The organism is Pontibacterium sp., assembly GCF_964228735.1.
Classification (GTDB): Bacteria; Pseudomonadota; Gammaproteobacteria; order Pseudomonadales; family Balneatricaceae; genus Pontibacterium.
The window spans coordinates 44,347-71,056 of record NZ_CAXRBQ010000032.1 but is presented as its reverse complement, the minus strand read 5'-3'; the positions used below and the strand labels follow the sequence as shown (position 1 = coordinate 71,056).

Below are 26,710 nucleotides of genomic sequence, written 5' to 3'. Positions count from 1 at the left end.
AAACGTCGGAGAAGACGGTGAATGATGCTGCAGTAGCGCAGATGCGGCGGCAGAATCCGGATAAGATCGAGCGGTGTTAAAGAATGTGGTTATATTCAATGCGGTGGCACGGCAATAGCAGATGAATTCACTGATTCAGGCCATAATAATGAAATAGCGGTTACTTTTATACTGCGTATTTGAGTAAAGACCGCACAACTATTTGATCAAACACTCATTTATTTTTTACACTCATACTTCTTTCTTATATTGATCGAAGCAAAACATAAAAATCCGATTAATTTAAATCTTTCCACGTCCACAAAACACAAAAACTATAATTTCTTATAACCCAATAATATTTTGGCGTGCTGTATAAAAGAGAATATCCCTTTATCTGGATTTTCGAACGGAGCCCGGTGTATTCCCCGTGATAGCACGGAAGGCTTTTCTAAATGCGACTTCCGATTGATAACCGCAGGCTTCAGCGATCACGCCAATCGAGCGATCAGTGTTCATCAACAAGTCGCGGGCTTCCTGCATACGCCACTCCGCCAGATAACGCATGGGTGTTTTGCCAGCCAGGGAGCGGAAACGTTCAGAAAAGAGTGAGCGACTCATCCCCACCTCTTTGGCAAGCCGCTCTACACTCCACTCCTCTGCCGGACGTTGGTGCAACAGTGTAAGAGCCTGGCCGATCTGAGGATCAAACAAAGCTGCCAAAATGCCCTGACTTAAACCCGAGGCCAGCTGACTTCGAAGTACGTGGATAAACAACGCAGCAGCCAGCTGATCAACCACCGCTTTACAACCTGCTTCTCTCTGCTGCAGCTCACCAATCATCAACTGCATCAGTGCATGGGTTTGACCAAAGTGTTGGGTATCGGTCAGATCCAGAATAATCACCTCTGGCAGGCCGTCCAACAGAGGCCAGATATTGCGACTGACAAACTCAAAGCTGCCGCAGGCGAGGGTCGTACTGGGTAGGTCAGGATTGTGTTCCGGAATTTTATTCCGCTGCACTCCCTCAGGCAGTTGATCCTGATTACAGAGCTGGTGCTCCTGATCATGGGGAAAGATCACCAGCTCACCCGCCGTCAGGAGACGTGGCGATTCTCCCGGGAGGTGAAGCCAACTATTACCACTTTCAACAAGATGAAACGGCACTTTGCGGCTGCCGGATGTATCCACCACCCAGGAGCCACAGAAGTCCGCGTGTACATACACCTCTGCCTGCAAGCGCAAGCGCTGCAGAATCAGACTCAAGCCATCACTGTCCAGCATAGAACCATCCAATACGATCAGCTACAAATAAGAGACTTTTAGACATAGTTCGTCCAAATCATAACCCCTAAAGTAGATATCGAACACGTTAACCTTCTTTAGGAGTTCTTTATGAAACTGCTCAAGCCCCTGCTGCTGGTCTTCTCAATGGTTGCCACAATGATTGCAGCACCTTTCGCAACAGCCGGTACACCGGAAACCCGTGCTGACGGCGTCACAGTCATTCATCTTGACGAGTACAATGGCTATTTTGCTGCTGAAGAGACTATCGCCGGTCTTAAGGCAGGCGAATACGAATTCGTTGTCACCAACAAATCTGAAAAATTGGTAGGCTTTCAGATTCAGAACTACAAAACCCAGGAAACACTGGATATGTTTCCATTGGAGCCCGGCCAGCAGCGCATCAGCCGCGTTACCATCACCGAAGACGGTGTGCGTTACCGCTGTCCAATCAACCCAACCCCTTGGTATGACATCGATAATGTGAAACCAGCATCCTGATGGTTGGATTAAAACCGGGAGTGTGGCTGCGTTCGTAGCCACACTTTGCCAATGCTATTAGGAAAAGGCAGTTCGAATATGTACTGCATCAATAAACGTACAACAATCCAGCCTCTCCCGGCGCGTACCTGAGCATCTCCCTCTCCTCTTATCCGTACTCCGTCACATATCGGTGCTAAGATTGACCAAATAGCGCACCAAACATGGTATTTTTTGTAGTAATCACTCGCGTATCTTAGTACCGGCGCCTATATTTCTCTTCGAAAGTTCCTGTGTCATTGCCATGCAGATGTACAACAGATCAACTTTCAAACAGATGTTTAAAACAATGGAATTACCATTTCCAATTTTTTTTGTTAATCTGGATTTGGCTATGTTCCTTTAGCAAAGTTGTACCTAAATAGCTTGCAATCAGGGGCACTTTATTATCACTTTCGAGCCATATATTGCGGATTCGAAAGGGAAAACATCCGGCATGATGTGTGTCTCTGCCCGTGAGTGTGTGTTTAGTTTTTTTAGGATGTCACAGGATGACTGGCTCACCCCACCTGTTGCTGGTGAATGGTAACGAAGAGCAACGCTCAAACCTGGCGCGTTTCATTACCGCAAATACACATTACGATGTGATTGAAGCGGATAGCGGTACCATGGCGGCCGGCCTGCTGAAAACACAGGATATTCGCTGTGTGGTCAGTGATATCTATGTCGATGGTCTGGACGGCTGGCGACTCGCACGCATGGTGCGCTCCGGTGTATTCAGCTGCAGCGAACACACCCCATTTATTATCGTGGCCTCCACCTGGTGCAAGCGGATCGCGGAAACCACTGCGCGCGAATTCGATATCGATCACCTGATTCCCTACAGCCATTTCGAGCAACTGGAAACACTGCTCAGCGAACCACCAAGTGCACCTACGCGCTATCGCCATGCCAGCATTTTGGCTATCGAAGATTCTGAGGATACCTCGACACTGATTCAACGCATTCTGCGGGGGCGTTTCGATGTAGATATCGCGGAGGATGGCCCTAGCGGTCTTGAGCTCTGGCGCAGTAAACAGCACCCCATCATTCTGCTGGATGTGATGCTGCCGGGTATGTCGGGTCCTGAGGTGATGCAACAGATTCTGAGTGAGAAACCCGATCAGACCATTGTGATCATGACCGCGCATGGCACCATGGATCTGGCGGAAGAGCTGATGCTGAAAGGGGCCTCCGATTTCATCAGTAAACCGTTCCGCAACGCCCAGCTGCGCAAGGTCTGTGAGATCGCCTCCCGTCGGGAAGATTTCCTCGTCAGCAACGAGCAGTTCGCACAGACGATCGAATCCCTGCGCAAAAACGAAAACGCGCTCGATATGCAGACACGTGAGCACAAGCGTATCCTTAACAACCTGACCACAGCCGTTCTGGAGCTGGACGGTCAGGGACGCATCGTTTTCTTCAATAAGGCTTGGCGTCTACTGACAGGCTTAAGCAAGACCGAAACCATCGGACAGCAGCTAGCCTCGTTTGCCTGCCGCGAGACCCATACCTTTGTCAGTGAGGTGCAGCAGGCGATCAACAACATTGTTGATCGCAAGATCGCCCGCACCCGGCTGGAATTTAAACTCAACAGCCAGTACAGCCACGGTGCCTGGGTCGAGGCCCGACTCAATCGCATCAGCCGTGAAAATGATTGCATCGCCATCTCCGTATCCATCGATGACATCTCCGCCCGCAAACTGGCAGAGCAGCGGCTGGAACACCTGGCGATGCATGACTCGCTCACGGGTCTGTATAACCGCCATTTCTTTGATACGGAACTAGCACGCACGGCGGCACTGGCGCGCTCCAACGGATCCAAGCACACCCTGCTCTACATCGATCTGGATCACTTCAAGGCAATCAACGATACCCAGGGGCACAACCAGGGTGATTACGTCCTGGAAGACGTAGCCGGAAAATTACGCCATCGGTTGCGCGAATCCGATCGACTCTGCCGCATCGGCGGTGATGAGTTTACCGTGATCCTGATGGATACGGATCTGGAACAGGCCCACAACATTGCGGAGGACCTGTGCAAACTGGTTGCTATGGACCAGTACACCTTCAGCGACCAGGTCTACAAGATCAGCTGCAGTATCGGCATGTGCCTGATTGACGGCAGCGCCGAAAATGCCCAGCTCTACCTGCAGCAAGCGGATATTGCCCTCTACGTGGCCAAACGCAACGGCCGCAACTATGTCCACAGCTATACCGAAGAGGATAAAGAGAGTGATGACGTGAAATCCAGCATGCAGTGGCTGCATGCGGTACAGCACGCCATTACTCAAGACAAACTGATTCTTCACTTCCAGCCGATCTACCATATCGCATCCAATCAGGTAGCCTATTATGAAGCCTTGGTCCGCCTGACGATTGATGACAGAGTGGTCTACCCGGGCGACTTTATTCCGGCGCTGGAACGATTTGAGGATATCGCATTGCTTGACCAGCATGTGATCAGCAAGGCGATTCGCTCTTTGGCCGAGTACCCGCAACTTCGAAAGATCGCGGTTAACCTGTCCGCCCAGGCGTTTCGTAACGAACGCCTGGTGCCGCTGATTCAGGAAAAGCTGAACGAGTACAACGTTGCGGCAAACCGCGTCATCTTTGAACTGACGGAAAGTGCCAGCTTGTCCAACCTCAGTGCGACCCAGCATATGGTGGAGCAACTGTCAGAGATGGGCTGTGCCTTCTCGATTGATGACTTTGGTACCGGGTTCAGTACCTTCTCGTATCTTAAAAACCTGCCTGCAGAGACCGTCAAAATTGACGGCTCCTTCGTGCGTGAGCTGACCAACAGCAGCATTGACCGCGCGCTGGTGAAATCGATTCGGGAAGTGGCTTATGCACTCGGCAAGAAGACAGTGGCCGAGTTCGTGGAAGACGAAGAGACACTCAAACTGCTGCGCGATATCCAGGTCGATTACGCGCAGGGTTACCACTTGGGCAAACCGAAGCCGCTATCCGAGCTGTTTCTGCCTAACCCAGACAATTCCACGGCATTACAGGAAGTAGCCGATGCTATCCAGGATGGATCCGATGACTAAATACACTTAATGCCCGGAACATCGTTATGATCAGTACTATTAAGGGTGCTGCCTGCTGCTGTTCTGTTTGGTTGAATCTAATAACAACATGGATTTTTTCACAATGGATATGCCACACACCCAATCCCACAATAGCCGACCGGATCGGGACACCTCCATCTACCAAACAGAGCCCGCAACCTATGGTGATCTGATCGTTCGATACCTCTCGGTGGCCGGCGTCCGCCATATTTTTGGTGTGCCGGGCGGCTCCATCGAACCTTTTTTTGATGCGGTTGCCCGGGCAGAGCGTAACGGCCCCGGCCCAACCATGGTGGTCTCACGCCATGAAACCGGCGCTGCCTTTATGGCCGATGGCAGCATCCGCGAATCGGGCCATCTCAGTGTCTGTTGCTCTACCACCGGCCCCGGCGCCACCAACCTGATTACCGGCGTCGCCAACGCTTATGAAGAGAATTTGCCACTGCTGGTGCTGACCGCTCAGACACCCCGGGCTAAGTTTGGCCGTAAAACGCTACAGGATAGCTCCTGCTCGGCGATCGATGTGGTAGGCATGTTCAATCACTGCACCAAATACAGCACGCTTGTGTCCCATCCTGATCAACTGGAACACAAGCTGATCACCGCGTTGACGATTGCAAATACAGCGCCGAAAGGCCCCGTGCATCTGAGCTTGCCTGCGGATATCGTCAATACGGCACTCAGCAAACCGCTACGCATCAACCCGGATCTGTTCAACCAACCGTTCGAACTGAACTCTCCTATCGCACTGGAACAGCTCAAGACAAAACTAAACGAAGCGGAGAGGGTACTGCTCTACGTCGGAGAGAATTGCCGCTTAACGTCAGATCAGCTGATACAGTTTGCCGAGCAAACAAACGCCGCCATCATTTCCGATCCCACCGGAAAATGCTGGGTGGACGAAACGCATCCCCGTTATTGCGGTGTTTTTGGTTTTTCCGGCCACCCCAAAGCCCGCGCTCTGGTGATGGAACAACAGTACGACCTGTTACTCGCGTTAGGCACACAAGCGGGAGAACTGGGCACCAGCGGCTGGGAGCCCAAGCTGCTGAACAACAAGATGGTGCATATTGACGACAACAGCGCGGCTTTCATGCGAACGCCAGAAGCCTGTCTGCACGTGTGCGGCTCGCTGCCCGATATTTTGGCGCAACTGTCCACCCATGCCGCCATATTGCGCTCTCAGGGCAAGCAGTGGTTAGACCTTCCGCAATCCGTCGCATCCATTCCAATGCTAAGTCTGACAGAGCAGGCTGCAGCTACCGACAATGCAGTCCCGATTAAACCACAACGGGTAATGCACACACTTGCCCAGACTCTACCTGACGATACCCGTATCTTTATCGACGCAGGCAACGCCTGGGCCTGGTCTATCCGTTATATGCAGCGGCGCGACAACCGTGGCCTGTTCCGAATCGCCATGGCCTACGGTTCCATGACTTGGGCGATCGGTGCCTCCATTGGTTCCGCGGTCAGCAATCCCAAAGCACCGCATGTCTGCATTACCGGTGACGGCAGCTATCTGATGTCTGGTCAGGAAATCACCGTTGCGGCTCAGCAGCAGCTACCACTGGTGATGATTATCCTGAACGACAATGCACTGGGTATGGTTAAGCACGGGCAACGCTTGGGTGGTGCTGAGCAAACCGGTTTTGCTTTGCCCGAGATAAACTTCGCCCTAATGGCCGAAGCGATGGGGATTGAAGGGATCGTGGTAGAGTCGCCGTGGGAATTGGAAGCGGTTGATTTCGAGCGTTTGTTTGCGAAGCGAGGCCCAACCATCATCGATATTCGGATCGATCCCGAGGAAATTCCACCAATGGGGGAACGTATTAAAGGGCTGGCGACCTCAAAATAACCAGCCCTTTATGACCGTGAGCGCCATCAAGGCAGCTCACGGTCCTCCGGCCCGGTATAGACAACATCACTGCAACGCATTGGCAGAAAACTGCCTTCCGGCCGCTCCAGTGCCTCTACGTAAACCGCCTGTAAGCCTGACGCTACGGCCGTACTGATCAGTCGTTCAACTTCAATTCCACTAAAGCCATGATCGGCCAGAAAAGCGACCAGATACCCGCCGTAATTGAGGCACTCGTCGTATTCCTCAATGAGATAATCGCTGATCTCATACGCCAGTGCTTCATGCTCGCCCATAGCAATATCAAGCTTGCGGCACACCCGCTGCATCGCATCGATTCGTTCATCACCTTTAGCGATCGGACGTGCGTATCCCGGCAATTCGTTCTTGGCAGAGAGGTGACGTTTTACGATCTCCTCAACAGTTGCCCCAGCACGCTTCTCTTTCAGCGCTATAGCGATAAAGTCATGGCAGCGCACCATAACCCCGGTGGCATACATCAATGAGTCAGCCGCCATAATTCCTGAGCTGACACCAGATACAATTGCGCCGCGGGAAGTGCCGGACAGGGCGGCCATGTGGTTACACCAGATGCGGGCATCGGGCCAGCTAAAGCAGATAAAACCCGCCTCCAGCCAATCGCCCAAACGTTTATCCGGCAACTTGCCTGTAAGGTTCAGGAAGATCTGTTGAAAGTAGGTTATCTCACCCACCAGATCATCCATCATGGAAAAGCCGTGGTTAAAGACACCCTTACCGATCACCCAACCACCCTGACGGCTTACGATACGGTTACGATTCTCTTCCCAAAGGGCGTAAGGGGTATCAGTAACATCCTGTGACATAACTCACTCCCCCTCGATTGTGTAATTTTGATCGGAAACGAACGGCATGGCGGTGATAGGCTGATCAGACTTTTCTGCGGCCTGCGCAGCAATACCCGGCGCAGTGGCAATTTGATACAACAGCTCCCCCTGATACGGCGTAAAGCCCAGATCACAGAGCGCTGCCGCAAATAATCCGGTTACGCGCCAACCAGCACCGGATTCTTCGATGCAGGCCACGAACTGACGCGCCCACTGCAGACTCTCACCTGCCACACAGTGTGCGAAAAGATTGTCAGCCAGTTTTTGCGCATAAGTGTCAGCGGTGCCATAACTTGATCCAAAGCCTGGTGCTACGCACAGGTCACCTTCCTGGTCGGTATCGGACAGGGCCGATAATCTGTCCCGGGCGCAACCTTCGGGCGTACTCTGGAGATTTCTAGACAGAAATTTCATCGCCTGGAACACTTCCCGGCTGCCCTGCCACTCCCCCGCCATCACATTCATCGATAACGGTAAAATATGGCTGACATGGGTCTTGCTGACCGCAGCGTTCATTGCAGCACGCGCGGCGACATGCCGCGGACCGGGATGAATCACACTGATCAGCAGTGATTCGAACAACGTTTTCTGCGTATCATCCGGCAATTCACCGCGAAACAGCAGAAAAAAGACCTCCGCAAAGCTTTTTTTATTCACCAGAGCCAGATGGTCATAACCAAAGCAGCGGATGTCTTCGGCATGAAACGGATTGCTCAGGGAAGGTTTTTCTTTCCAGATTGCCGTTTCAACCTTGTCAGAGAACTGATCGTCACGGCGCTTTACATCAACCTTGGCCATACCGGCGGGTCTCTCCTTGTTCAGCTGCTTCTATCTACTCAGAAGCTGTACTTTATCTCGCCCCAGATACTGCGGCCTTCCAGCGGATAATCGTTTGCAATCAGCGCGCTGGATGGCTCGCGGGCATCGGTGTCGAACAGGTTTTTAGCGATGATCGAGAGCTTCAGGCGATCATGGTTAAAACTGCGTGTCAGGCGAGCGTTCACCCAGTGATAGTCATCGATATCGGTGCGGCTATCACCCTCTGCACGACTGCGTGAACCCACCCAGTAGTGCTGCAACGAACCTCGCCAATCCCGGTTGAAGCGGTAGTTGATATCCAGGTACGTCGTATGCTCTGGGGCGTCCGCAACATCTGCGCCGGTATCAGCATCCTCGGAGTGCTGCCATGCATAGGAGGCATTCAGATTCAGGGCTTCGGTAGCATCCCAGTCCAGTTCTAATTCGAGACCGTAGCCATCCTGATTACGTGCATTCTGATATTGACGGGTACTGCCCTGCGCAACAATCGCAATGAGATCGGTTGCTTCATAGTTGAACAGACTTAGCTTCACACCCGTTTCAAAGTTTGGCCGGTAGTCGAACGCCAGTTCCCAGGTTTTAATCTCTTCCGGTTTCAGGTTTGGATTACCCAAAGCAGACGGGTTGTTCTGAAAGTAGAGCTCAGCAAAGGATGGCGCACGAAACGCTTCGCCGTACAGCAGCTTGGTGGTCAGGTTATGAAGTGGTTCCCATACAAGCGCCAATCGTGGGGTTGTTGCATTACCAAAATCTTCAAAGTGGTCCCAACGAATACCTGCTGTGAAGGACCAGTCGTTGTTCAGCTGCCACTGATCCTGCGCCGACACAAAGTACGACTCACGTGTCTGATCCTGCAGGAAAATATCATCGGTACCGGTTACATTAGTCAGAGTGCCATCAACCGGCGAGGAAGTGCCATCGATAACACCCGGCCCGTAGTTTTTGTGCTCCTCGGCTTCAACACGACTCTCAGACCAGCCTGTGGATAATCTCAGCGAATGGTCCTGAAAACCGTTATAGAGCGTGGTCAGCTCGGCGCTTACATTCTCGGAGACAACTTGTGGGTTACCGATATATCCATCCGGAAAGGTCACCAGATTGCCGGTTGTGGAGATATTACCGTCACTGCCAATTCTCAAAGTACTGCCCGCTGGAAACAGATAGAACAGGGAGTCACTTTCGCTACGCTGGTAGGACAGATCTGCTTCCAGTTTTAAAGCATCGCTGAGATCACGGTCATAGTTCAGGTGGCTGAGCAGCTGGGTCGCGTCCTGGTAGCCACGATTATCCAGTGCCTGCGCACCACCCTGGCCGAGGCCGCCTTGATCCTGCTGCCAGAACCAGTTTTGCAAAGACCAATTGCCGGTACTGAAATCCAGATGCATATTGGTGACATCGTAGTGTGTGCTCAAAGCACCTGGTGCCAGCGAAGCATTTGTGCCGTTCAGGTTATCCCACGTGGTCTGCGCATCGGCCGTTACGATACGACCATCATCACCATCGGACCGCTGATTCTCCAGGGAAAATGAGATCGTGAAATTCTCGGTCTGATAACCCTTTTGCACCCATACATCACGACTCTGAAAGCTGCCGACGCGAACGCCAGCGGCGCCGGCTTCATTTTCAGCCGCGGTTTTGGTGATAATGTTGATCACCCCACTGTAGGCATCGGCACCGTATACGGCAGAACCGGGACCACGAATTACCTCGATTCGACTGATATTGCTCAGTGGCATCTGGAAGGTAAATGGCAGTCCACCATTCAGATAGTCCTTCACTTCAGCACCGTTCATCAGCACCAGAATCTGCGGGTTAAATCCGGTTTGAATACCACGAATCGAATACACCGGATCAAGGCGGTTCAGATCTGACGGCATAACGTGCAAGCCTGGGATTCTCTCCAGAACTTCGTCGAGATGGGTCGCGCCCATCGCTTCGATCTGCTCAGCGGAGATGACGCTGGCCACCGAGGGAGCCTTGCTGATCGGTGTGCTGGTGCCTGTCGCAATGCTTACAAGCTCATCCTGACCGTAGAAATCTGCAAACTCGTCGCCATCCGTGAACTGATTATCCCCGGCAGCCATCACTGCTGCGGTCCAGATAGTTGAGGTCAGAGCCAGAAAAGAGAACTTATTCATCATAGTTTTTCCAGGTCTGTACTGCTTGAATTCTTGGATAGCAGATTCTGCGATACAGGATCTGCCGGTGCTGTCAGTGGCAGTTTGAAGACGAAGGTGGTGCCCTGTCCGGTTTCGCTGAATACGTCGAGCGCACCACCCATCATCTCGGTAAAATGCTTGGATATTGCCAATCCGAGACCGGTGCCGCCGTACTTACGCTTCACACTGCCATCGATCTGACGGAACTTGTCAAAGATCATATTCTGCTGGTTCTTCGGAATACCGATGCCGGTATCCGATACCTGCCAGACCACGAACCCGTCATCCACCGATGCTGACAGCAGGACGGTACCTTTTTCGGTGAACTTGCAGGCATTGGAGAGCAGGTTCAGCAACACCTGCTGTGCTTTTTCCTTGTCCACCTGCAATACCGGATCTTCCTCCGGCAGATAGACCTTGAAGGTATTTTGTTTCTTGGATGCCAACGGCCGGATCACCGCCTCGGTCTCCTGGGTCAGACTGTGCAGGCTGATCTCCTGTGGCATCAACTCCATCTTGCCCGACTCACATTTGGCTAGGTCCAGAATCATGTTGATCAGCGCCAACAAACGAGTAGATGCACGCATTGCTTCGCGCAGGTCTTCCACCGGTTCGTCCATCGCTTCATCTTCGAGCTCCTCAATCACCAGCTCGATGTAACCCATGGTGGCCTGCAGCGGCGTGCGCAGTTCGTGACTGATATTGGCCAGAAACTCCGACTGGGTACGCACCGCCACCAGTGCCGTATCACGGGCATGGGTCAGCTCCTTGGTACGAATCTCCACCTCGGTCTCCAGACCGCTGTTGAGTTTCACCAGTTTGTCTTCCTGCTGCTCCAGCACCTGCATCATCGCGTTGTAACTTTCCGCGATCTGACGCACCTCCATCGGCCCCTCAACTTTGGCGTAGTTGTGCTCACCAGAGGAGCGCGCTTCGTTCATACTCTGCGAGAGGTTCAGCAACGGTCGGGTAATCCGCTTGAGACCGGCGTTCTGCAACCACAGCAGCAAAGTCGCGAAGCCTAAGCCGATCATCAGGTTGTAGCTAAACAGGTTGGTGGTCAGCGATTGCAGGGAATCCTTGGATACGTTGATCATCACGTACCCAAGCAGCTGCTCTTTATCGCCTGCCAGCTCAAACTCAGCGTAATCGCCTTGCTCTTCCTGCAAGTACACCGGGGCAGTAATGATCCAGTGATCCGCCCGGTCGGCTGCCAGGGTTGGTTGCTCTTCGGCAAACCAGACCGGCAGGTTATCCGACTGCCAGTCGATCTCGCCCCGCTGCTGCAACAGGGACATACGTTCGGTGAAGATCGCCACACCAGAGACGTCGTTGAATGCCATCGCCTGATCCAGCGCAGGTTCGGCGTTCTCCTTGCTTTCGGTGATCAACGAGAGCAGGCTCTGGTGTGCCAGGTTACCGGCGATCTGCAATGAGTGATGTTCCAATACCTGACGAGACTGATTAACAGCGATCCATGCAGCCACAATCGAGCTGGTCAGTGACAGCAGCGCAATAGAGACGCCCAGAAACGTCAGTAACTGTTTTCTCAGACTATTTTGATTACCAACTAAGAGCACGGTAATTACCTAATCATCAGGGTTGCGGAAACGTACGGTAAAAAGAACGTGTCAGGCTTGGGCTGTACTCCAACCCCAAGTGCACGGCGGTTCGCAGATTGACCCCCACATTCTGGGAACGTGAAGGCTCAACTCCCGGTGCAGTGCGCTCCAGATACAACTCTCTTACCATCTCAGCCAGGCGCTCACCTGACTGCTGATTGTTCGGATAGATCGAAAACAGGGTGCCCCGCTTTACATGCGACGGTTTGCTGGAAAACAGTACCAGGCGTCGGTCCCAGGCTTCGCGCAGCAGCATCGGCAGGATGACGGTCTCATTGGACGTCACCTTATCCAGCGGTAACCAGATCGCATCGGTTTCCGCCTGTGCTTGATCCAATATTGCTTCATACGCCCGCACCGCGTCAGACAGGCTATTTACCCTTTTTGCATTCAGCTCAAACCCTTTTTTTGCAGCCGATTTCTCCGCCAGATCAACCATCCAGCGAGACTTGTTGGTGTAGAGCACAAAGATACGTTGGGTGGTTGGCGAGAGATTTCGCAGCTGACTGAACAGGGTATCGGGGTCGGCAATCAGGCTGACGCCGGACACCGTATTGGCAGGTGTTAACGGGAGAGCACCACTGACGAGTGGGTACTTGCCGGAGAGGTCACCGATTAACGAGTATCCCCGGCGGCCCAGAGTAACCACCATATCAACTCGGTCATCTTCAAGCTGACTTAGCAGGTGGTTGCGGCTGTAATCTTTCTCCAGAGGGTAGCGCAGCAGGCGATCGGGATGGCGTGCTTCAATGCCTTCAACAATCTGGTCAAACACTTGCTTGTAGGGAGGTGGCGCTTCGGGATAGATCACCGCCAGCGTATCCGCTGCCAGCACTAAGCCAGGCAGAAATAGCCCGAGCAGCAAGACGATATACGTCCTCAGGCAAGGCCCGCAATCTGAATTTAAAATCCTTTTTTTCTCAGCCATACAGCGGAAAATCTACCCAAAAATACCGTGGTTATTGAATGATCAATACTAACGCAACAACCGTTAGAGTATAACCTATCCCAAAGTGGAGGGATGTCACCGGGCTCGGAACATAAATTGGCCCTACCTCCACCTAACAAACATACCACTTTGAACAGGAAAATTCCCCAAAACCAACGGAATTTAAGGCCTAAATTGGAATTTCACCGCGGTTTTCTTGAACGTTTCATACCTGGCAAGGTAATGGAAAAACAGTTTGGATAAACCGCTGTACAGGGAGCAATCAAACGTTTGTTTAAATGCAAATCAGGGAGAACGGCGGTGTATCAAAATAGCAGTTTGATACACCATCCAGATTAGAACAGCACGGGGCTTAGATGTAGTTTGGGATGCTCACATCGGTGTGACGCATATGCAGGGACAGCCCTAGGGAAGACAAGCCACGCTCGCCCAGAATTTTAGCGGACAGCGGCAGAAATTCCTGCTCTTCGAAGTTGGCATGCGCCAGGTATTCCGTCGCCAGCTTCGCGGCAGCGTCCTGATCCAGCGTCGCAGGTTTGCCTTTGGAGAGCAGTTTAATATCCGCTTGAATCGCTTTCCACTGCGCCTCCAGAGAACGATGCTCTTTGGTGAGCTGATCGATCATCGCCAGCGCTTTGGCTGCATCATCGCCACCATGGCGGGCAGAATCCGTAACTTCTGCGAACAGTTCCTGCTCCTCTTCGGAGTGATGCTCCAGCACCACATCCTGGAAAAACGCCAGCAAACTTTTGGCAGCGTCTTTCACCTCCGCTTGCACGGGCACTTCAATCTCGGTTTCCGCCAGCTTACGCAGACGTTCGAAGTTCTTGGTAATGCCTACGTGACAGTTGGAAAAGTCCATCAATGGATCTTCGTTGCTTCCTGCACCTGTTGAGTTTGGCTCATTAATCATCGGTGTAAACCTCGGCTATCGGGATCAGCCCATTGGTATGCGGAATGCGACCTCTGATCCGGTTCGGATGGGGATCGGTGAGTCTGTCTTAATGATAGGAGAGGCCTGGCTTGCCCGTTAATGACGAAAGTCAATTAATGATACACTTAGCAAACATTAAGCATTATTAATGTATCGCTTTATTGACAATATAGCCGGCCGATGTAATGGCAGGTTAAACGTCCAAGGCCCGAGTCTTTTCCGTTTCCAGCTGGCAGTGTTCATCGTAACCAACCACGCGGTCACGGCCCGATTCCTTGGCGTAATACAGCGCCTGGTCCGCCTGCTCCAGCATATCGCTAATGGTTTGTGCCTGGTCAACATCCCAGGCGGTAACACCGATACTGACGGTCAGGGTATTCACCCGATCACGGGTCCCCACCTTCACCACCAACTGACTGATGGCGTAGCGGATACGGGCGGCTAGTTCCAGCGCCTGCTTCAAATCGGTTTCCGGCATCAGGATGGCGAACTCTTCACCGCCCAGGCGAGATACAACATCTGTACTGCGCACCTTGCCGTAACAGGTCTGGTAAAACATCCGCAGCACATCATCCCCGGCGGCATGCCCATAGGTATCGTTAACCCGTTTAAAGTGGTCAAGATCCAGCATCATCACCGACAATGGCCGCTTGTAACGCTCGGCACGTTCGATCTCGTTCTCCGCCAGTTCAGTGAATTTGCGCCGGTTTACTGCGCCGGTTAGAGGATCCGTTGAAGCAAGTACCCGGAAGCGCTCCTTTTCACGGATACGGGCCTGCAGTTCCACCTGCTGTCGATGGTTGCTCACGGTCGATGCCACATCCGCCCGCAACAGGCTGCGACGACACTCCTCGTACGCCGCCGCCATCCGTCCCAGCTCGTCCCGCGCAAAGTGGTCGGTAAAGCGCAGGTCCCGCTCGCCTTCGGCCAGGCGAGTCATGGCACGGGTCATACGGCGTACAGGATCAATCACACTGCGGTTAAGCAGCCAGGAGAGCAGAATGGTCAGGCTCAGGATGATCATCAAGGTGATCGTGGTGATCACAAGCCCCCATTTGAGTTCGCTGACCTGCTGGGTCGCCCGGGCATCAATCACCTCACCCAGTTGATCGGCCAGTGTTTTCAGACCGTCAATACGCGCCGAGGTCACTTCAAACCAGCGCTGGCTGTCCAGCATGGCCAGCCGATCTTCCTGTATCGCACGGTCGATCAGGCTCTCGAACCCCTGCATCCGGATCGCTGCAGGGCCTTGGATATGGGCCTGCCAGAGTTTTTGCTGCTCGGGGCTCACGAACTGGTTAAACACTTTGCTAAAGCTACGTTGCTCGCCGATCAGACTCGCATAACGCTGGTACAGTCCCGGTGAAAATTCGCCTTGCAGGATCGCCTGGGTACCGATCGCCCGCTGTACCCCCGCCGCTTCTTTCATATGCAAAAGTGCGGTGTACGCTGTCATGGAGTTGACCAGGTCCGAATCCATTTCCAGCTTGAGCGTGCCTTCCGGAATCTTCTGCAGACTATCGATCAGCGTAGAGTAGTAGCCCAGTGACTGGATCACCGTCAGCGAACCGCTGTCGATCTGATCACGCAGACCGGCCAGTTCATCCAGCTTCTGGCGGGTGATCTGAATCTGCGTGGCCAGCAGGGGATCTAGTTCAGGTAATCCCTGCAATTGATCGAGAAAATCCGTCACCGCCTGATCAGTCTGCTGCCTCTGGGACTGCAGTGAGGGCTTAAACGCAGCATATTCACTGGAGATTACCCCTGCGCTCAGACCACGTTCCTTCTGCAGCTGATGGCTGAGGTCGTTTATCTCCTGCACAATCGCAGTCACCCCCATCAACTGCTGTACGTGGTAGAAGCGCTGGAAACTTATCCACAGCACCAACACGCTGAGCAGACTGACGCCGACAATCGGGATCAATGCAGTCAGGAAAATCCTGCGACCTAACGTCAGGCGGTTGCCCAACCAAGCGGTCATACGGCGCAGGCGGGAAGGTTTGCGCTGCTTCTTGGTACTGAGACCGGAATCATGCGCCAACTGGGCAAAACACATATCCTCGCCAACGATATGGTTCATCAGCCAGTCGAACAGGAACAGGTTGATTTCCGCTGCCACTTCCGTGGAGTCGGCGTTGAGCAGTTCCCGTTTTAATTCCGGCACCTTGGCGGTGAACTGACGGTGTTGTTTGATGTGGGCTTTCAGATCGGGATAGCGGCATTGGCGCATCAGCGCCTCTTCCCGGGAGAAGTGCTCGACCACATAAGCTTCGAGTTGAGCGAATACATCCTCAATAACAGCGGGTGCTTTGTTCCGATCAATGGCATCGGAGATCTCGTTAATCAGTGCCAGGAGCTGCTTGTGGTCGTTGTCGATCGCCTCGACCCCAACGCTCATCCCCTCATCCCACTCTAATCTTTGCATCAATCTGATCTTGTTATTCAGGACTACCCGGCCAGCTACTTGGGCCGCTCAAAAGATGGAAATTATATACCATTTTTTGCAGTGCAAACCCCTTACCATCGTCTTGCACCACACTTCCGTGTTTGAAACGCGGTGAACGCTCCCCGTACAACAAACCAGAAGTGCCCCTTAAAAAGTTCTTTTATGACAGCCAATCCTGGCACCAAACCACGAACCCGATCGCACCTCCACGCTTAAACCACCGCAACAGCCCCTGACTAACCCTTATATTTCAATGGGTTTCACTCAACCTCCTCTAACCATCAATTCAATTACAAAACCCAAGAATTAGTTATACACATAAGCTCAAACCACCACCTTTCATCATTTTTACTTATTTCCTACACAGACCAGTCACACAGCAACCGTATCTTAGACCCTGTTTTCAACGCCTGTCCGCGCACACCTGATCCATAACACGCGGGCAGCTAAAGGCTGAGCTACAGGTTTCTATGTCTAAAAAAGTCATTCTGGTTGTGCTGGACGGTCTCAACTATCAGGTCGGTGAGACCTGCATGGGTTACCTTCAGGCACTGAAAGAGCAGGGGATTGCGACCCTGTACAAGGTGGAATGCGAACTGCCTTCCATGTCCCGTCCTCTGTACGAAGCGATCCTGACCGGTGTCGCACCGGCAGTCAGCGGTATCGTGCATAACCATGTGACCCGTAATTCCAACCAGCAGAGCATCTTCAGTCTCGCGCGTAACGCGGGTCTGACCAGCGCTGCCGCGGCATACAACTGGGTGAGCGAGCTGTACAACCGCACCCCGTACGACGCGATCCGTGACCGTTACACCATCGACCCGGAACAGTTGATCCCCTACGGCATCTTCTACCACGAAGACCACTACCCGGATTCCCACCTGTTCCTGGACGCGGAACACCTGCTACGTACCTACAACCCGGAATTCCTGCTGGTACACCCGATGAACATCGATGATGCCGGCCACCGCGCGGGCATCGATAGCGGTCACTACCGCAACACAACCCGCCGCACCGATGCGGCACTATCCGATCATCTGCCGGCCTGGATCCAAGAGGGCTACCAGATCCTGATCACCGCCGACCACGGCATGAACGAAGACAAAAGCCACGGCGGCCTTCTGCCGGAAGAGCGTGAAGTGCCACTGTTTGTGATCGGCAATGGTTTCAGCCACAGCCACAGCGCGGAACCACAGCAACTGGAGCTGTGCGGCGTTGTATGTGAACTGTTGGGTATCAACAACCACGGCAAACCGGTAACCGAAGGCCTGCTGAGTGGGGAAAGGGGACTGTAATGGCACTGGCAATTTTTGATCTGGACGAAACCCTGGTGGCGGGTGATTCCGCATCCCTGTTCTGCAGCTACCTGAAGGCACGGGGTCTGGCAGACGAAGAGTACATCCGCCGCGATGCGGTGATGATGGAGCTGTACAACAACGAACAGCTTTCCATGAACGAATACGTCGAGTTTCTGGTGGAACCGGTACTCGGCCTGCACAGCGATGAGATCGACGCCCTGCTGCCGGACTTTATCAGCGATTACATCCGCCCGCGCATCTACCCGGAAGGCCGCGCACTGCTGCAGGCACTGAAGGCAGAGGGCCATCGCCCGCTGATCATCTCCGCCACCGTGACCTTTATCGTGAAAGCAGTGGCACACGAGCTGGGTGTTGAAGATGTGCTGGCGATCGACCTGGTGAAGAACGACGACGGTTACTACACCGGCGCCATCGACGGCATCCCATCCTTTCGCGAAGGCAAGGTGCAGCGTCTGGCGATCTGGTGTGAAGAACAAAACGAAGCTCTGACCGATGCGCTGTTCCACAGCGATTCGATCAACGATCTGGCCCTGCTCGAGCAGGTGCCTAATCCGGTGGCAACCAACCCGGACACCAAGCTTTCAGAGATCGCCAGCCAGCGTGGCTGGTGTACCTTGAATTGGCAATTGACCGAAACCGAAGCTCCTACTTTAACCCTTTGATAAACCTAAAAATTCAGGAATCAAACCATGTCTAAGTTACTGTTCGCAGGCGCAGCTGCGCTGCTGGCTACCAACGTGATGGCCGCTTGCCCGTCAGTATCCGGTCCTAATGAAGGTGGTGCATTCCCGCACCTGTTTGAACGCGCTGAGTTTGAACAGAAGTACGGCTGTGCGATGTCTTTCTCCGAGAACCCAGCTATCGCTAAGCTGAACGCACGCATCGCCGGTAACCCAGACCTGATGCCGCTGGCTAAGCGTCTGCCAGCTGAACCTCTGGTGATTGCACCTTACGGCCAGATCGGTATCTACGGCGGTGTTCTGGACGGTATCTCCAAGGCAACTGAATCAGGCACGTCCGACCTGCTGTCTGTACGTCACGTGAACCTGGTGCGTTACAACGACGACCTGCAGACTGTGGTACCAAACATTGCTAAGTCCTGGACATGGAACGAAGACTTCACTCAGCTGACTTTTGAACTGCGTAAGGGCCACAAATGGTCTGACGGTTCTGCCTTCACCGCAGACGACATCGCGTTCTGGTACAACAACATGCTGATGGACACCAACATCATCGAGAAGCCAAAGGATCGTTTCATGTCCGAAGGCAAACCGATGAAAGTTGAAGCGCTGGACGAAACCACCGTGCGTTTCACCCTGAACGCGCCAAAACCAGGTCTGCTGGCTAACTTCGCACTGGACTACGCTCAGCCATTCCAGCCTAAGCACCTGCTTTCCAAGTTCCACCCTGAATTCAACAAAGACGCTGACAAGCTGGCAAAAGAGCTGGGCTTCGATAACGGCTACGCGGTAATCAACTTCTACTACGGTCAGTCTGACTGGAAAGACGTTCCAACGCCGTTGCTGAAAGACAAAGCCGCGTCCGACCGTTTGGTAAAAGCGGGCTTCACTGCCATCGCCCCAACCCTGGAATCTCACCTGGTTGTAGAAGAGACGCTGGAAGGCCGCCGTCTGGTTGCTAACCCATATTTCTTCCAGGTTGATACTGCGGGTAACCAGCTGCCATACATCAACGAAATCAACGAAGTATTCATCGGCGATCAGGATATCCAGACCGCTAAGCTGATCGCAGGCGACGTGGACTACAAGTCTCAGGCCGTTAACCTGCCGCAGGCACCGGTACTGCTGGAAAACAAAGAGCAGGGCAACTACGAGATCGCACTGCGTCCAACCATTGGTGAAACCACGTTCGCCTTCAACCTGACCGATAAGGACATGGAGAAGCGCGCAGTATTCAACGACGTGAACTTCCGTCGTGCAATGTCTGTTGCGGTTAACCGTGATCAGATCAACGAGATTGCATACTTCGGCTTGGGTAAACCCACTCAGTACACTGCATTCGACGCTGACACTGCATCTTTCGTAACTGAAGATCTGAAGAGCGCGTGGACTCAGTTCGACCAGAAACTGGCGAAAGAGCTGCTGGACAAAGCGGGTGTAGTCGACAAAGACGGCGACGGCCTGCGTGACCTGCCTTCCGGCAAGAAGTTCGAGCTGAACATCCAGTACGCAACTCAGGGCGCCGCAACCGAAGTGGTTGAGATCATCGCCAACAACTGGAACGACGTGGGTGTGAAAGCGACCATCAAGGAAGTCACTTCTGACGAGTACCGTAACTCTCAGACGGCTAACGACCTGAGCGTAATGTTCTGGGTAATGGGCCGTCCACTGGCGACTCTGGCAAGTGATACTCAGACTCTGCTGCCTCCTTACGACAACTTCTTCGGTCTGCGTACCGGCATGCTGTGGGCTCAGTACCGCGACACCAACGGTACTGAAGGTGTGAAGCCACCTCAGACAGTAAACGAAATGCAGAAGATGGCTGACCGCTTCGTAACCCTGCCATCCGGTTCTGACGAGTCTAACAAGCTGGGGGTAGAGATCGCTAAACGTGTTGTTGATGACCTGTTCATCATCGGTACTGTGAAAGCGGTTAACCCAATCTACCGCAGCAACAAGCTGGGCAACTTCGAAACACCGAAGACCTGGTCTTACGACTACTACCGCGTATACCCATACCTGCCATCCCAGTGGTACCTGGACGAGCAGGGCGTTGCTAAATACTAAGCATCACTGATGCCTTAGAAGCAAAGGGGGAGGCATTGCCTCTCCCTTTTGTTCGTTTAAAAAACACCTGATTCAACCCAACGCATATCAGCTTACTAATCCAATGCCTGCCCAGAGGCATTCGCTTAGTAGGTTAAGGATTTTTATTGTGATCGCAGAATCTATCTCTAACTTTTTCGCCGATAGCTGGCTACTGTGGATTCTCCTCAGTATCGGCAGCTTACTCTGGTGGAGCGGCCGCGACAGCCAGTATTTCAACTACGTCTTTAACCGCTTTGTACTGGCGTTGATCACATTGTTGATCGTCAGCGGCATTGTGTTCTCCCTGATGGAAGTCCTACCGGGTGACTGTGCCGAGAAATACATCGCCTATAAAAATACCCAGGGCGAAACCATCACCCAGGCGGATATCGACGCTGAACGCGCCCGCATGGGCCTGGATCAGCCCCTGGCTATTCGCTGGGCGAGCTGGGTAACCGATCTCACACTGCGCGGCGACCTGGGCTTCAGCTGCGCCAAACGTCAGTCCGTAAACCTGGCGCTGGGTGACCGTTTCTGGATGAGCTTTATGTTCTGCATGGCCGGTCTGGTGTTCTCTTACCTGATCGCCGTACCGTTTGGCATCCTGTCTGCGTTCACTATCAACAAGACCTGGACCGACAAGAATCCACAACACAGCAAAACCGAGCGCATTATCAACAGCATCGGCCTGAGCTGCCAGAAAGTGCTCGACCTGGTGCTGCGTATTGTCAGTTATCTGGGCCTGGCGCTGCCAAACTTCCTGCTGGCACTGACCATCATCCTGCTGTACGTCTTTGCCGGTGAATCCATGCCAACCGGGTTGTACTCCGATGAATGGCGTAACGTACCGTGGTTCGGTACGGACGGTTTCTCCTGGGGCAAACTGGACGACTTTCTGGGCCACATCTGGCTGCCAATCTTTGTCATTGGCTGGTCTGCCACCGCGCTGCAGCTGCAGACCGTGCGTGCGCTGGTGGTGGACGAGTCCAACAAACTCTACGTCGACGCGGCCCGTGCACGTGGCGTGGACGGCGTGGCACTGTGGGCCGGTTACCCGGTACGTCACTCCATCAGCCCACTGTTCAACTCTGTGGGTTTCGACTTCCAACGTGTCTTCAACGACCTGCCTATCGTAGCGATCGTCATCGGCCTGACCGACGCCGCTGCACTGCTGATCGAAGCCCTGGCGATGACCAATGACCAGGAGCTGGCAGCAGGCATCCTGTTCCTGGTTGCGCTGGTGGTTATCAGCATGAACTTCTTCACCGACGTAGTTCTGGCTGCGATCGATCCACGCGTCCGTAAGAGTGTATTGGGGAACTGATGATGAATGCACTGTTAGCTCGCTTCGGGCGTAAATCGAAGCCAAAAAACGACGATTCCTACTACACCGCGGGTCAGTTCGCGCTGATCAAAGCGCGCTTCAAGCGCAAGACCTCTGGCGTGGTGGCGGCCTGGATTCTGGGCACGCTGGTGCTGATGGGCTTCTTTGCACCGTTCTTCTCACCGGTAGACCCAACCATCCGTGGTGCCGACGCAGATTACCGCCGCGGCGCCCCGCAGGTGTTGTACTTCTGGGATGACAACGGTTTCTCCCTGCGCCCGTTTACCTATACCTACACCAAGGAAAAGCCAAAGCTGGACCTGAGTGCGCTGGCAGGTGGCAACCTGAACGCCCTGGATGCACTGACCTCCGGCAACGCACTGAAAGCGTCCAGCCAGAACAAGTTCACGGTGGATAAAGAGCAGCGCCGTTATATACAGTTCTTTGTCAAAGGCTGGGAGTACAGCCTGATCGACCTGAGCGTCGCTGGCCTGGACCTGGATATCCGTTGGGATCGCCACCTGTTTGGCGTGGAGCAGGGCCAGATCCACCTGATGGGGACCGACGAAGACGGCAAGGACGTGTTCTCCCGCACCCTGCACGCTATCTGGGTAACCATCAGCATCGCCATCGTGGCGCTGATCGTAAAACTGTTTACCTCGCTGCTGGTGGGCGGTGTGAGTGGTTACTTTGGTGGCCGCATCGATGCCATTCTGATGAGCATCACCGAAGCGGTGCGTGTGATCCCTGCCATCCCAATCTATCTGGCCTGTGCCGTAGCGCTGTCGCAGATGGACCTGACCCCGATCCAGCGTTACTTCGCCATCGCAGTGGTAATCGGCGCACTGGACTTCGCCGCCCTGGGCCGTCGCCTGCGTACCCACATCCTGACCGAACGTAACCAGGATTATGTGCTCGCCGCACAGCTCTGCGGCTCCGGCGCCGGTCGCATCATCTGGCGACACCTGATCCCAAGTTTCACCAGCTACATCATCGTCGACACCCTGATCAACTTTCCCTACGTGATCCTGGCGGAAACCAGCCTCAGTTTCCTGGGCCTGGGCCTGACCGAACCGGTCAACAGCCTGGGTGTACTGCTGCAGAAAGCGCAGGACCCGGACATCCAGCAGAACATGATCTGGCAGTTCTTCCCGGTGGCGGTGTTTGTATTCCTGATTATGGCGTTTGTATTTGTTGGCGATGCCCTGCGTGATGCAGCGGATCCTTACTCGGAGAAGAAATAAGATGATGATCAATCAAAGCATGAACAACAAACTGCTTGAGATCCGCGATCTGACCATCGACTTTAATACCGATGAAGGGCTGGTGCGGGCGGTGAACAACGTCAACCTGACCGTGCGTCCGGGTGAGGTGATGGGCCTGGTAGGGGAGAGTGGCTCAGGTAAATCCGTGACCGCCAAAACCATTATGCGTCTGACCCCGGGCAATGCAGTGATCCAGCACCCAAGCCAGATCAGCCTGCAGCACGAAAACCGGGACCTGAACATCCTCAAGCTGCGTGGCCGCGACCTGCGCTTAGTGCGTGGAGACGCGGTCTCCATGATCTTCCAGGAGCCGATGGCCAGCTTCGCCCCGGCCCTGCGCATCAGCGACCAGATGATCCAGACCATGCAGATCCACCTCGGCTACAGCAAGGACCAGGCACGCCATCGCGGTATCGAGCTGTTTGAGCGTGTCGGCATCGTGGATCCGGAAAAACGTTTCGACCAGTACGTATTCGAGCTGTCCGGCGGTATGCGCCAGCGCGCCATGATCGCCATGGCCCTATCCACCGAACCCAAACTGCTGATCGCCGACGAACCCACCACCGCACTGGACGTCACAATCCAGGCCCAGGTACTGGACCTGATGCTGGAGCTGCGCGAACAGATGGGCATGGCGATGATCTTTATCACCCACGACCTGGGTGTGGTCTCCAAGATTGCCGACAACGTCACCGTAATGAAGAAGGGTGAAGTGGTGGAAGCGGGCACTGCCGAGCGCGTGTTGTTCCGTCCGGAGCACAGCTACACCAAACGCCTGCTGGACGCCTTGCCACACTTGGAAGATCTGCCGGAAGCGCCTAAACACACCCCGGACCCGCTGCTGTCCGTTAAAGACCTCTCCATCACCTACCCGCTGGCAGGTAACGGCCGCAAAACCGAGTATTTCACCGCCGTGAAGAACATCAGCCTGGATCTACCAGAAGGCCAGGTCATCGGTCTGGTGGGGGAGAGTGGCTCCGGTAAAACCACCCTGGGTAAAGCGATGCTGGGCGCAGCCCCGATCAGCTCGGGTCAGGTAGAATACTTCCACACCAAAAAAGAGGTGAAGTTTGGTGCGGGCATGAAGATCAAGCGCAAACGTCTGGCTCAGACCGCACAGCTGGTCTTCCAGGATCCGTACAGCTCCCTCAACCCCCGTATGACCGTACGTGACATCATCGCCGAACCACTGGAAGCGATGAAGATCACCAAAACCCGCGAAGAGACCGACGCCCGCGTGATTGAAGTGGCCAAGCGCTGCCATATCGAAGTGGAACACCTGCGCCGTTTCCCGCACGCCTTCTCCGGCGGTCAACGTCAGCGTATCAGTATCGCCCGCGCCCTGGTGTGTAATCCGAAATTTATCGTCGCCGACGAATCGGTGGCAGCGCTGGACGTATCGATCCAGGCGGAGATCCTGAAGCTACTGAAGGAGCTGAAAGAGGAACTGGGCCTGACCATACTCTTTATTTCCCACGACCTGAGCGTGATCGCCAACCTGTGTGACCGAGTCTGTGTCATGAAACACGGTGAGTTCGTGGAGGAGGGCACGGTGCGTGAGATCTTCCTTGAACCTAAACAGGCCTACACCCAGAAACTGATCGCGTCCATTCCGTTGCTGGAAGCACCGGATAAAACACGCCTGCGCACCGGCGCCCAGGTCGCAGCAGAACCTGTAATGGAGAGTTTCTGATATGGACCTGACCCTGACCGAAATCCGCGCCTTCAACGCGACACTGCAAACCGGCAACTACACCCGTGCAGCGGATGCGCTTGGGGTCAGCCAACCCGCAATCACCGCCCAGATCCGCAAGCTCGAAGGTCGCTTTGACCATCCGCTGCTGGAGCGTGTCAATAAAGGTGTTCGTGCCACCGAACTCGGCATGAAGCTGTACCGTATCACCCGCCAGTACGACGACCTGGACAACTCCATCGACGCCCTGATGCATCCAGGGCTGGAGTCCGGTATGCACACCGTGCGTGTAGCCACCGCGTCTCCTCTGATCTTTATGCCACTGATCGCGGAGTTTAACCGCCGCTTTCCCGGTGCAACGTTGAAGATCAGCACTGCAACAACCGACGAGTGCAAGGCAAAGGTCCTCAATCGCGAAGTGGATATCGGCCTATTCCCGATGCATGACAACGAAACCAACATCTCCCGTCTGGCATACTACGTGCACAGCCTCACAGCCGTGGTCCATCCCGATCACCCTCTGGCCAATGAGCGCTCCCTCAGCGTGCACCAGCTGAAAGATGAATCACTAATCTTCTACCGCGAGCAGGCGTTCACCCAGCAGTTGGCCAACCGCACTTTTGCCCGCCACAACCTGCACCCGACCTCCCACGTGATCATGGAAACCCGCCAGGATATCTGTGAAGCGGTGGTACACGGGCTAGGGATAGGCTTTGCGCTGGCCAGTGATATTCGCCAGGACAACCGCTTCCGCTCCATCCCGGTGGAGGAAGCCACCGAGCAGGTAACGGAACATGTTGTGTGGCTGAAAACCCGCAGCAACCTGCCGGGTATCAAAGATTTTGTCGAGCTGGCATTGGAACGCCAATGTAAAAGCATCGGCATGACTCCGTCGGTCGCTACTCCGGTTACAATCGAATGAGCATTTCAATTCCCAGAGAACCTGAGAAGTAAAAGACGCGTTCTTATAGCCAGCGGAGCCTCATTAGCAAAGCTGGCATTTTTTTGTAACAAACCACTGGTATATACCAGATACAGAATTTGATTTTAGCCATCATCAATGAGGTATCTCATATGAGCCTTGCACCTGAATCCGCTAACCCAACTATGCCGGAACCCAGCTCCACCATTCCAATGGAAGGCCCGGTATCCCTGCACGCAGACAACATCAAAGTACACGAAGTACCGCTGGTCATCGCCACACCGAAAACCTTCGAAGAGGCCGGTTACGGCAAGATCGAGAGTTCTTTCGAAGATGCGGTGGTGGATATCGTCACCTGGCCAAAGCAGGGCTGGCGCGACGTGGTACCGGGCACCGGTAACGAAGGCGGCATCACCCAGGGCGAGTTTGTCTTCACCTGGGAAGGCGATATGGCCGTAGCCCGCAACCACGCGGTAGACGGCCACTACGTAACTGGCTGGTTCACCGACCCGATGACCGCATCCTTCGACAACAAAAACGTCAACCGCTCCCGTATCTTTGTGCGTGAAGCCAACTACCACCCGGACGGCTCCCAGATCTTCTGCCCGAAGGACGGCAAACCGTTTGTGGCGCTGCTGGCCTTACCGGGCGATGATGTAAAGCCGGAAGATTTTGTGGCGTTCTACTGTGATGGTACCTTCGGTATCAAGATCCACCCGAATATCTGGCACCAGCCGCTGTTCCCGATCGCGGAACGGGCGGTATTTGAGGACAAGCAGGGTAAGGTACATGCGTGTATTGCAGTGGATTTTGTTGAGGAGTTTTCGACGTATTTGAGTGTGCCGTTGCCGGTGGAGAAGCCTGTGATTTGAGGCTTTGCTTTGTCTCTTTTCGCCCAGATTGGGCGAGA

Annotated in this window: 19 protein-coding genes; 11 read left to right on the top strand and 8 right to left on the bottom strand. The window is 53.9% G+C overall.

What is annotated here, in order from left to right; all coding sequences use genetic code 11:
* Positions 1-372: 372 nt before the first annotated feature.
* The gene (locus ACEQ15_RS03400; RefSeq protein ID WP_370277632.1) at positions 373-1,263 is read right to left on the bottom strand and encodes an AraC family transcriptional regulator; all 891 of its coding nucleotides are present in this window, start codon (positions 1,261-1,263) and stop codon (positions 373-375) included.
* A 111-nt stretch (positions 1,264-1,374) separates the two neighbouring features.
* On the opposite strand from ACEQ15_RS03400, the gene ACEQ15_RS03395 reads away from it, so the two are divergent.
* From ACEQ15_RS03395 to ACEQ15_RS03385, 3 genes are all read left to right on the top strand, one after another.
* Complete coding sequence (locus tag ACEQ15_RS03395) at positions 1,375-1,764, top strand: hypothetical protein (RefSeq protein ID WP_370277631.1); 390 nt, start codon at positions 1,375-1,377, stop codon at positions 1,762-1,764.
* Between the two features lie 530 nt (positions 1,765-2,294).
* On the top strand, positions 2,295-4,835 hold the full coding sequence (locus ACEQ15_RS03390; RefSeq protein ID WP_370277630.1) for an EAL domain-containing protein: 2,541 nt from the start codon (positions 2,295-2,297) through the stop codon (positions 4,833-4,835).
* Positions 4,836-4,938: 103 nt separating this feature from the next.
* Positions 4,939-6,714, top strand: coding sequence for a thiamine pyrophosphate-binding protein (locus tag ACEQ15_RS03385; RefSeq protein ID WP_370277628.1), 1,776 nt, complete (start codon positions 4,939-4,941; stop codon positions 6,712-6,714).
* A 26-nt stretch (positions 6,715-6,740) separates the two neighbouring features.
* Here ACEQ15_RS03385 and ACEQ15_RS03380 read toward each other — a convergent pair whose 3' ends face one another.
* The 7 genes from ACEQ15_RS03380 to ACEQ15_RS03350 form a co-directional block, all read right to left on the bottom strand.
* On the bottom strand, positions 6,741-7,559 hold the full coding sequence (locus ACEQ15_RS03380) for a hypothetical protein (RefSeq protein ID WP_370277627.1): 819 nt from the start codon (positions 7,557-7,559) through the stop codon (positions 6,741-6,743).
* A 3-nt stretch (positions 7,560-7,562) separates the two neighbouring features.
* Complete coding sequence (locus tag ACEQ15_RS03375; RefSeq protein ID WP_370277626.1) at positions 7,563-8,378, bottom strand: hypothetical protein; 816 nt, start codon at positions 8,376-8,378, stop codon at positions 7,563-7,565.
* Between the two features lie 38 nt (positions 8,379-8,416).
* Positions 8,417-10,537 (bottom strand): TonB-dependent receptor plug domain-containing protein, encoded by a 2,121-nt coding sequence (locus tag ACEQ15_RS03370; RefSeq protein WP_370277625.1) that lies wholly within the window; start codon positions 10,535-10,537, stop codon positions 8,417-8,419.
* Complete coding sequence (locus ACEQ15_RS03365; RefSeq protein ID WP_370277624.1) at positions 10,537-12,138, bottom strand: sensor histidine kinase; 1,602 nt, start codon at positions 12,136-12,138, stop codon at positions 10,537-10,539. Before ACEQ15_RS03365 ends, ACEQ15_RS03370 begins: the two co-directional genes overlap by 1 nt.
* 16 nt (positions 12,139-12,154) lie before the next feature.
* Positions 12,155-13,045: an ABC transporter substrate-binding protein gene (locus tag ACEQ15_RS03360; RefSeq protein WP_370277623.1), complete on the bottom strand. Its 891-nt coding sequence runs from the start codon at positions 13,043-13,045 to the stop codon at positions 12,155-12,157.
* 436 nt (positions 13,046-13,481) lie between these two features.
* A complete protein-coding gene (locus ACEQ15_RS03355; protein ID WP_370277622.1) occupies positions 13,482-14,042 on the bottom strand; it encodes a hemerythrin domain-containing protein in 561 nt (186 codons plus the stop codon).
* Positions 14,043-14,256: 214 nt separating this feature from the next.
* Complete coding sequence (locus ACEQ15_RS03350; protein WP_370277621.1) at positions 14,257-16,488, bottom strand: bacteriohemerythrin; 2,232 nt, start codon at positions 16,486-16,488, stop codon at positions 14,257-14,259.
* Between the two features lie 491 nt (positions 16,489-16,979).
* Between ACEQ15_RS03350 and ACEQ15_RS03345 the strand changes: the two genes are divergently transcribed.
* From ACEQ15_RS03345 to ACEQ15_RS03310, 8 genes are all read left to right on the top strand, one after another.
* Positions 16,980-17,804 carry an alkaline phosphatase family protein gene (locus ACEQ15_RS03345; protein WP_370277620.1) on the top strand — a complete coding sequence of 275 codons (825 nt, stop codon included), beginning with the start codon at positions 16,980-16,982 and terminating at the stop codon, positions 17,802-17,804.
* Positions 17,804-18,490: an HAD family hydrolase gene (locus ACEQ15_RS03340; protein WP_370277619.1), complete on the top strand. Its 687-nt coding sequence runs from the start codon at positions 17,804-17,806 to the stop codon at positions 18,488-18,490. Before ACEQ15_RS03345 ends, ACEQ15_RS03340 begins: the two co-directional genes overlap by 1 nt.
* 27 nt (positions 18,491-18,517) lie before the next feature.
* On the top strand, positions 18,518-20,575 hold the full coding sequence (locus ACEQ15_RS03335; RefSeq protein ID WP_370277618.1) for an ABC transporter substrate-binding protein: 2,058 nt from the start codon (positions 18,518-18,520) through the stop codon (positions 20,573-20,575).
* 148 nt (positions 20,576-20,723) lie between these two features.
* Positions 20,724-21,920 carry an ABC transporter permease gene (locus tag ACEQ15_RS03330; protein WP_370277617.1) on the top strand — a complete coding sequence of 399 codons (1,197 nt, stop codon included), beginning with the start codon at positions 20,724-20,726 and terminating at the stop codon, positions 21,918-21,920.
* A 2-nt stretch (positions 21,921-21,922) separates the two neighbouring features.
* A complete protein-coding gene (locus tag ACEQ15_RS03325) occupies positions 21,923-23,164 on the top strand; it encodes an ABC transporter permease (RefSeq protein WP_370277616.1) in 1,242 nt (413 codons plus the stop codon).
* Between the two features lies 1 nt (position 23,165).
* Positions 23,166-24,878 carry a dipeptide ABC transporter ATP-binding protein gene (locus tag ACEQ15_RS03320; protein WP_370277615.1) on the top strand — a complete coding sequence of 571 codons (1,713 nt, stop codon included), beginning with the start codon at positions 23,166-23,168 and terminating at the stop codon, positions 24,876-24,878.
* 1 nt (position 24,879) lies between these two features.
* The gene (locus tag ACEQ15_RS03315) at positions 24,880-25,800 is read left to right on the top strand and encodes a LysR family transcriptional regulator (protein ID WP_370277614.1); all 921 of its coding nucleotides are present in this window, start codon (positions 24,880-24,882) and stop codon (positions 25,798-25,800) included.
* 152 nt (positions 25,801-25,952) lie between these two features.
* Positions 25,953-26,672: an ureidoglycolate lyase gene (locus ACEQ15_RS03310; RefSeq protein ID WP_370277613.1), complete on the top strand. Its 720-nt coding sequence runs from the start codon at positions 25,953-25,955 to the stop codon at positions 26,670-26,672.
* Positions 26,673-26,710 lie beyond the last annotated feature (38 nt).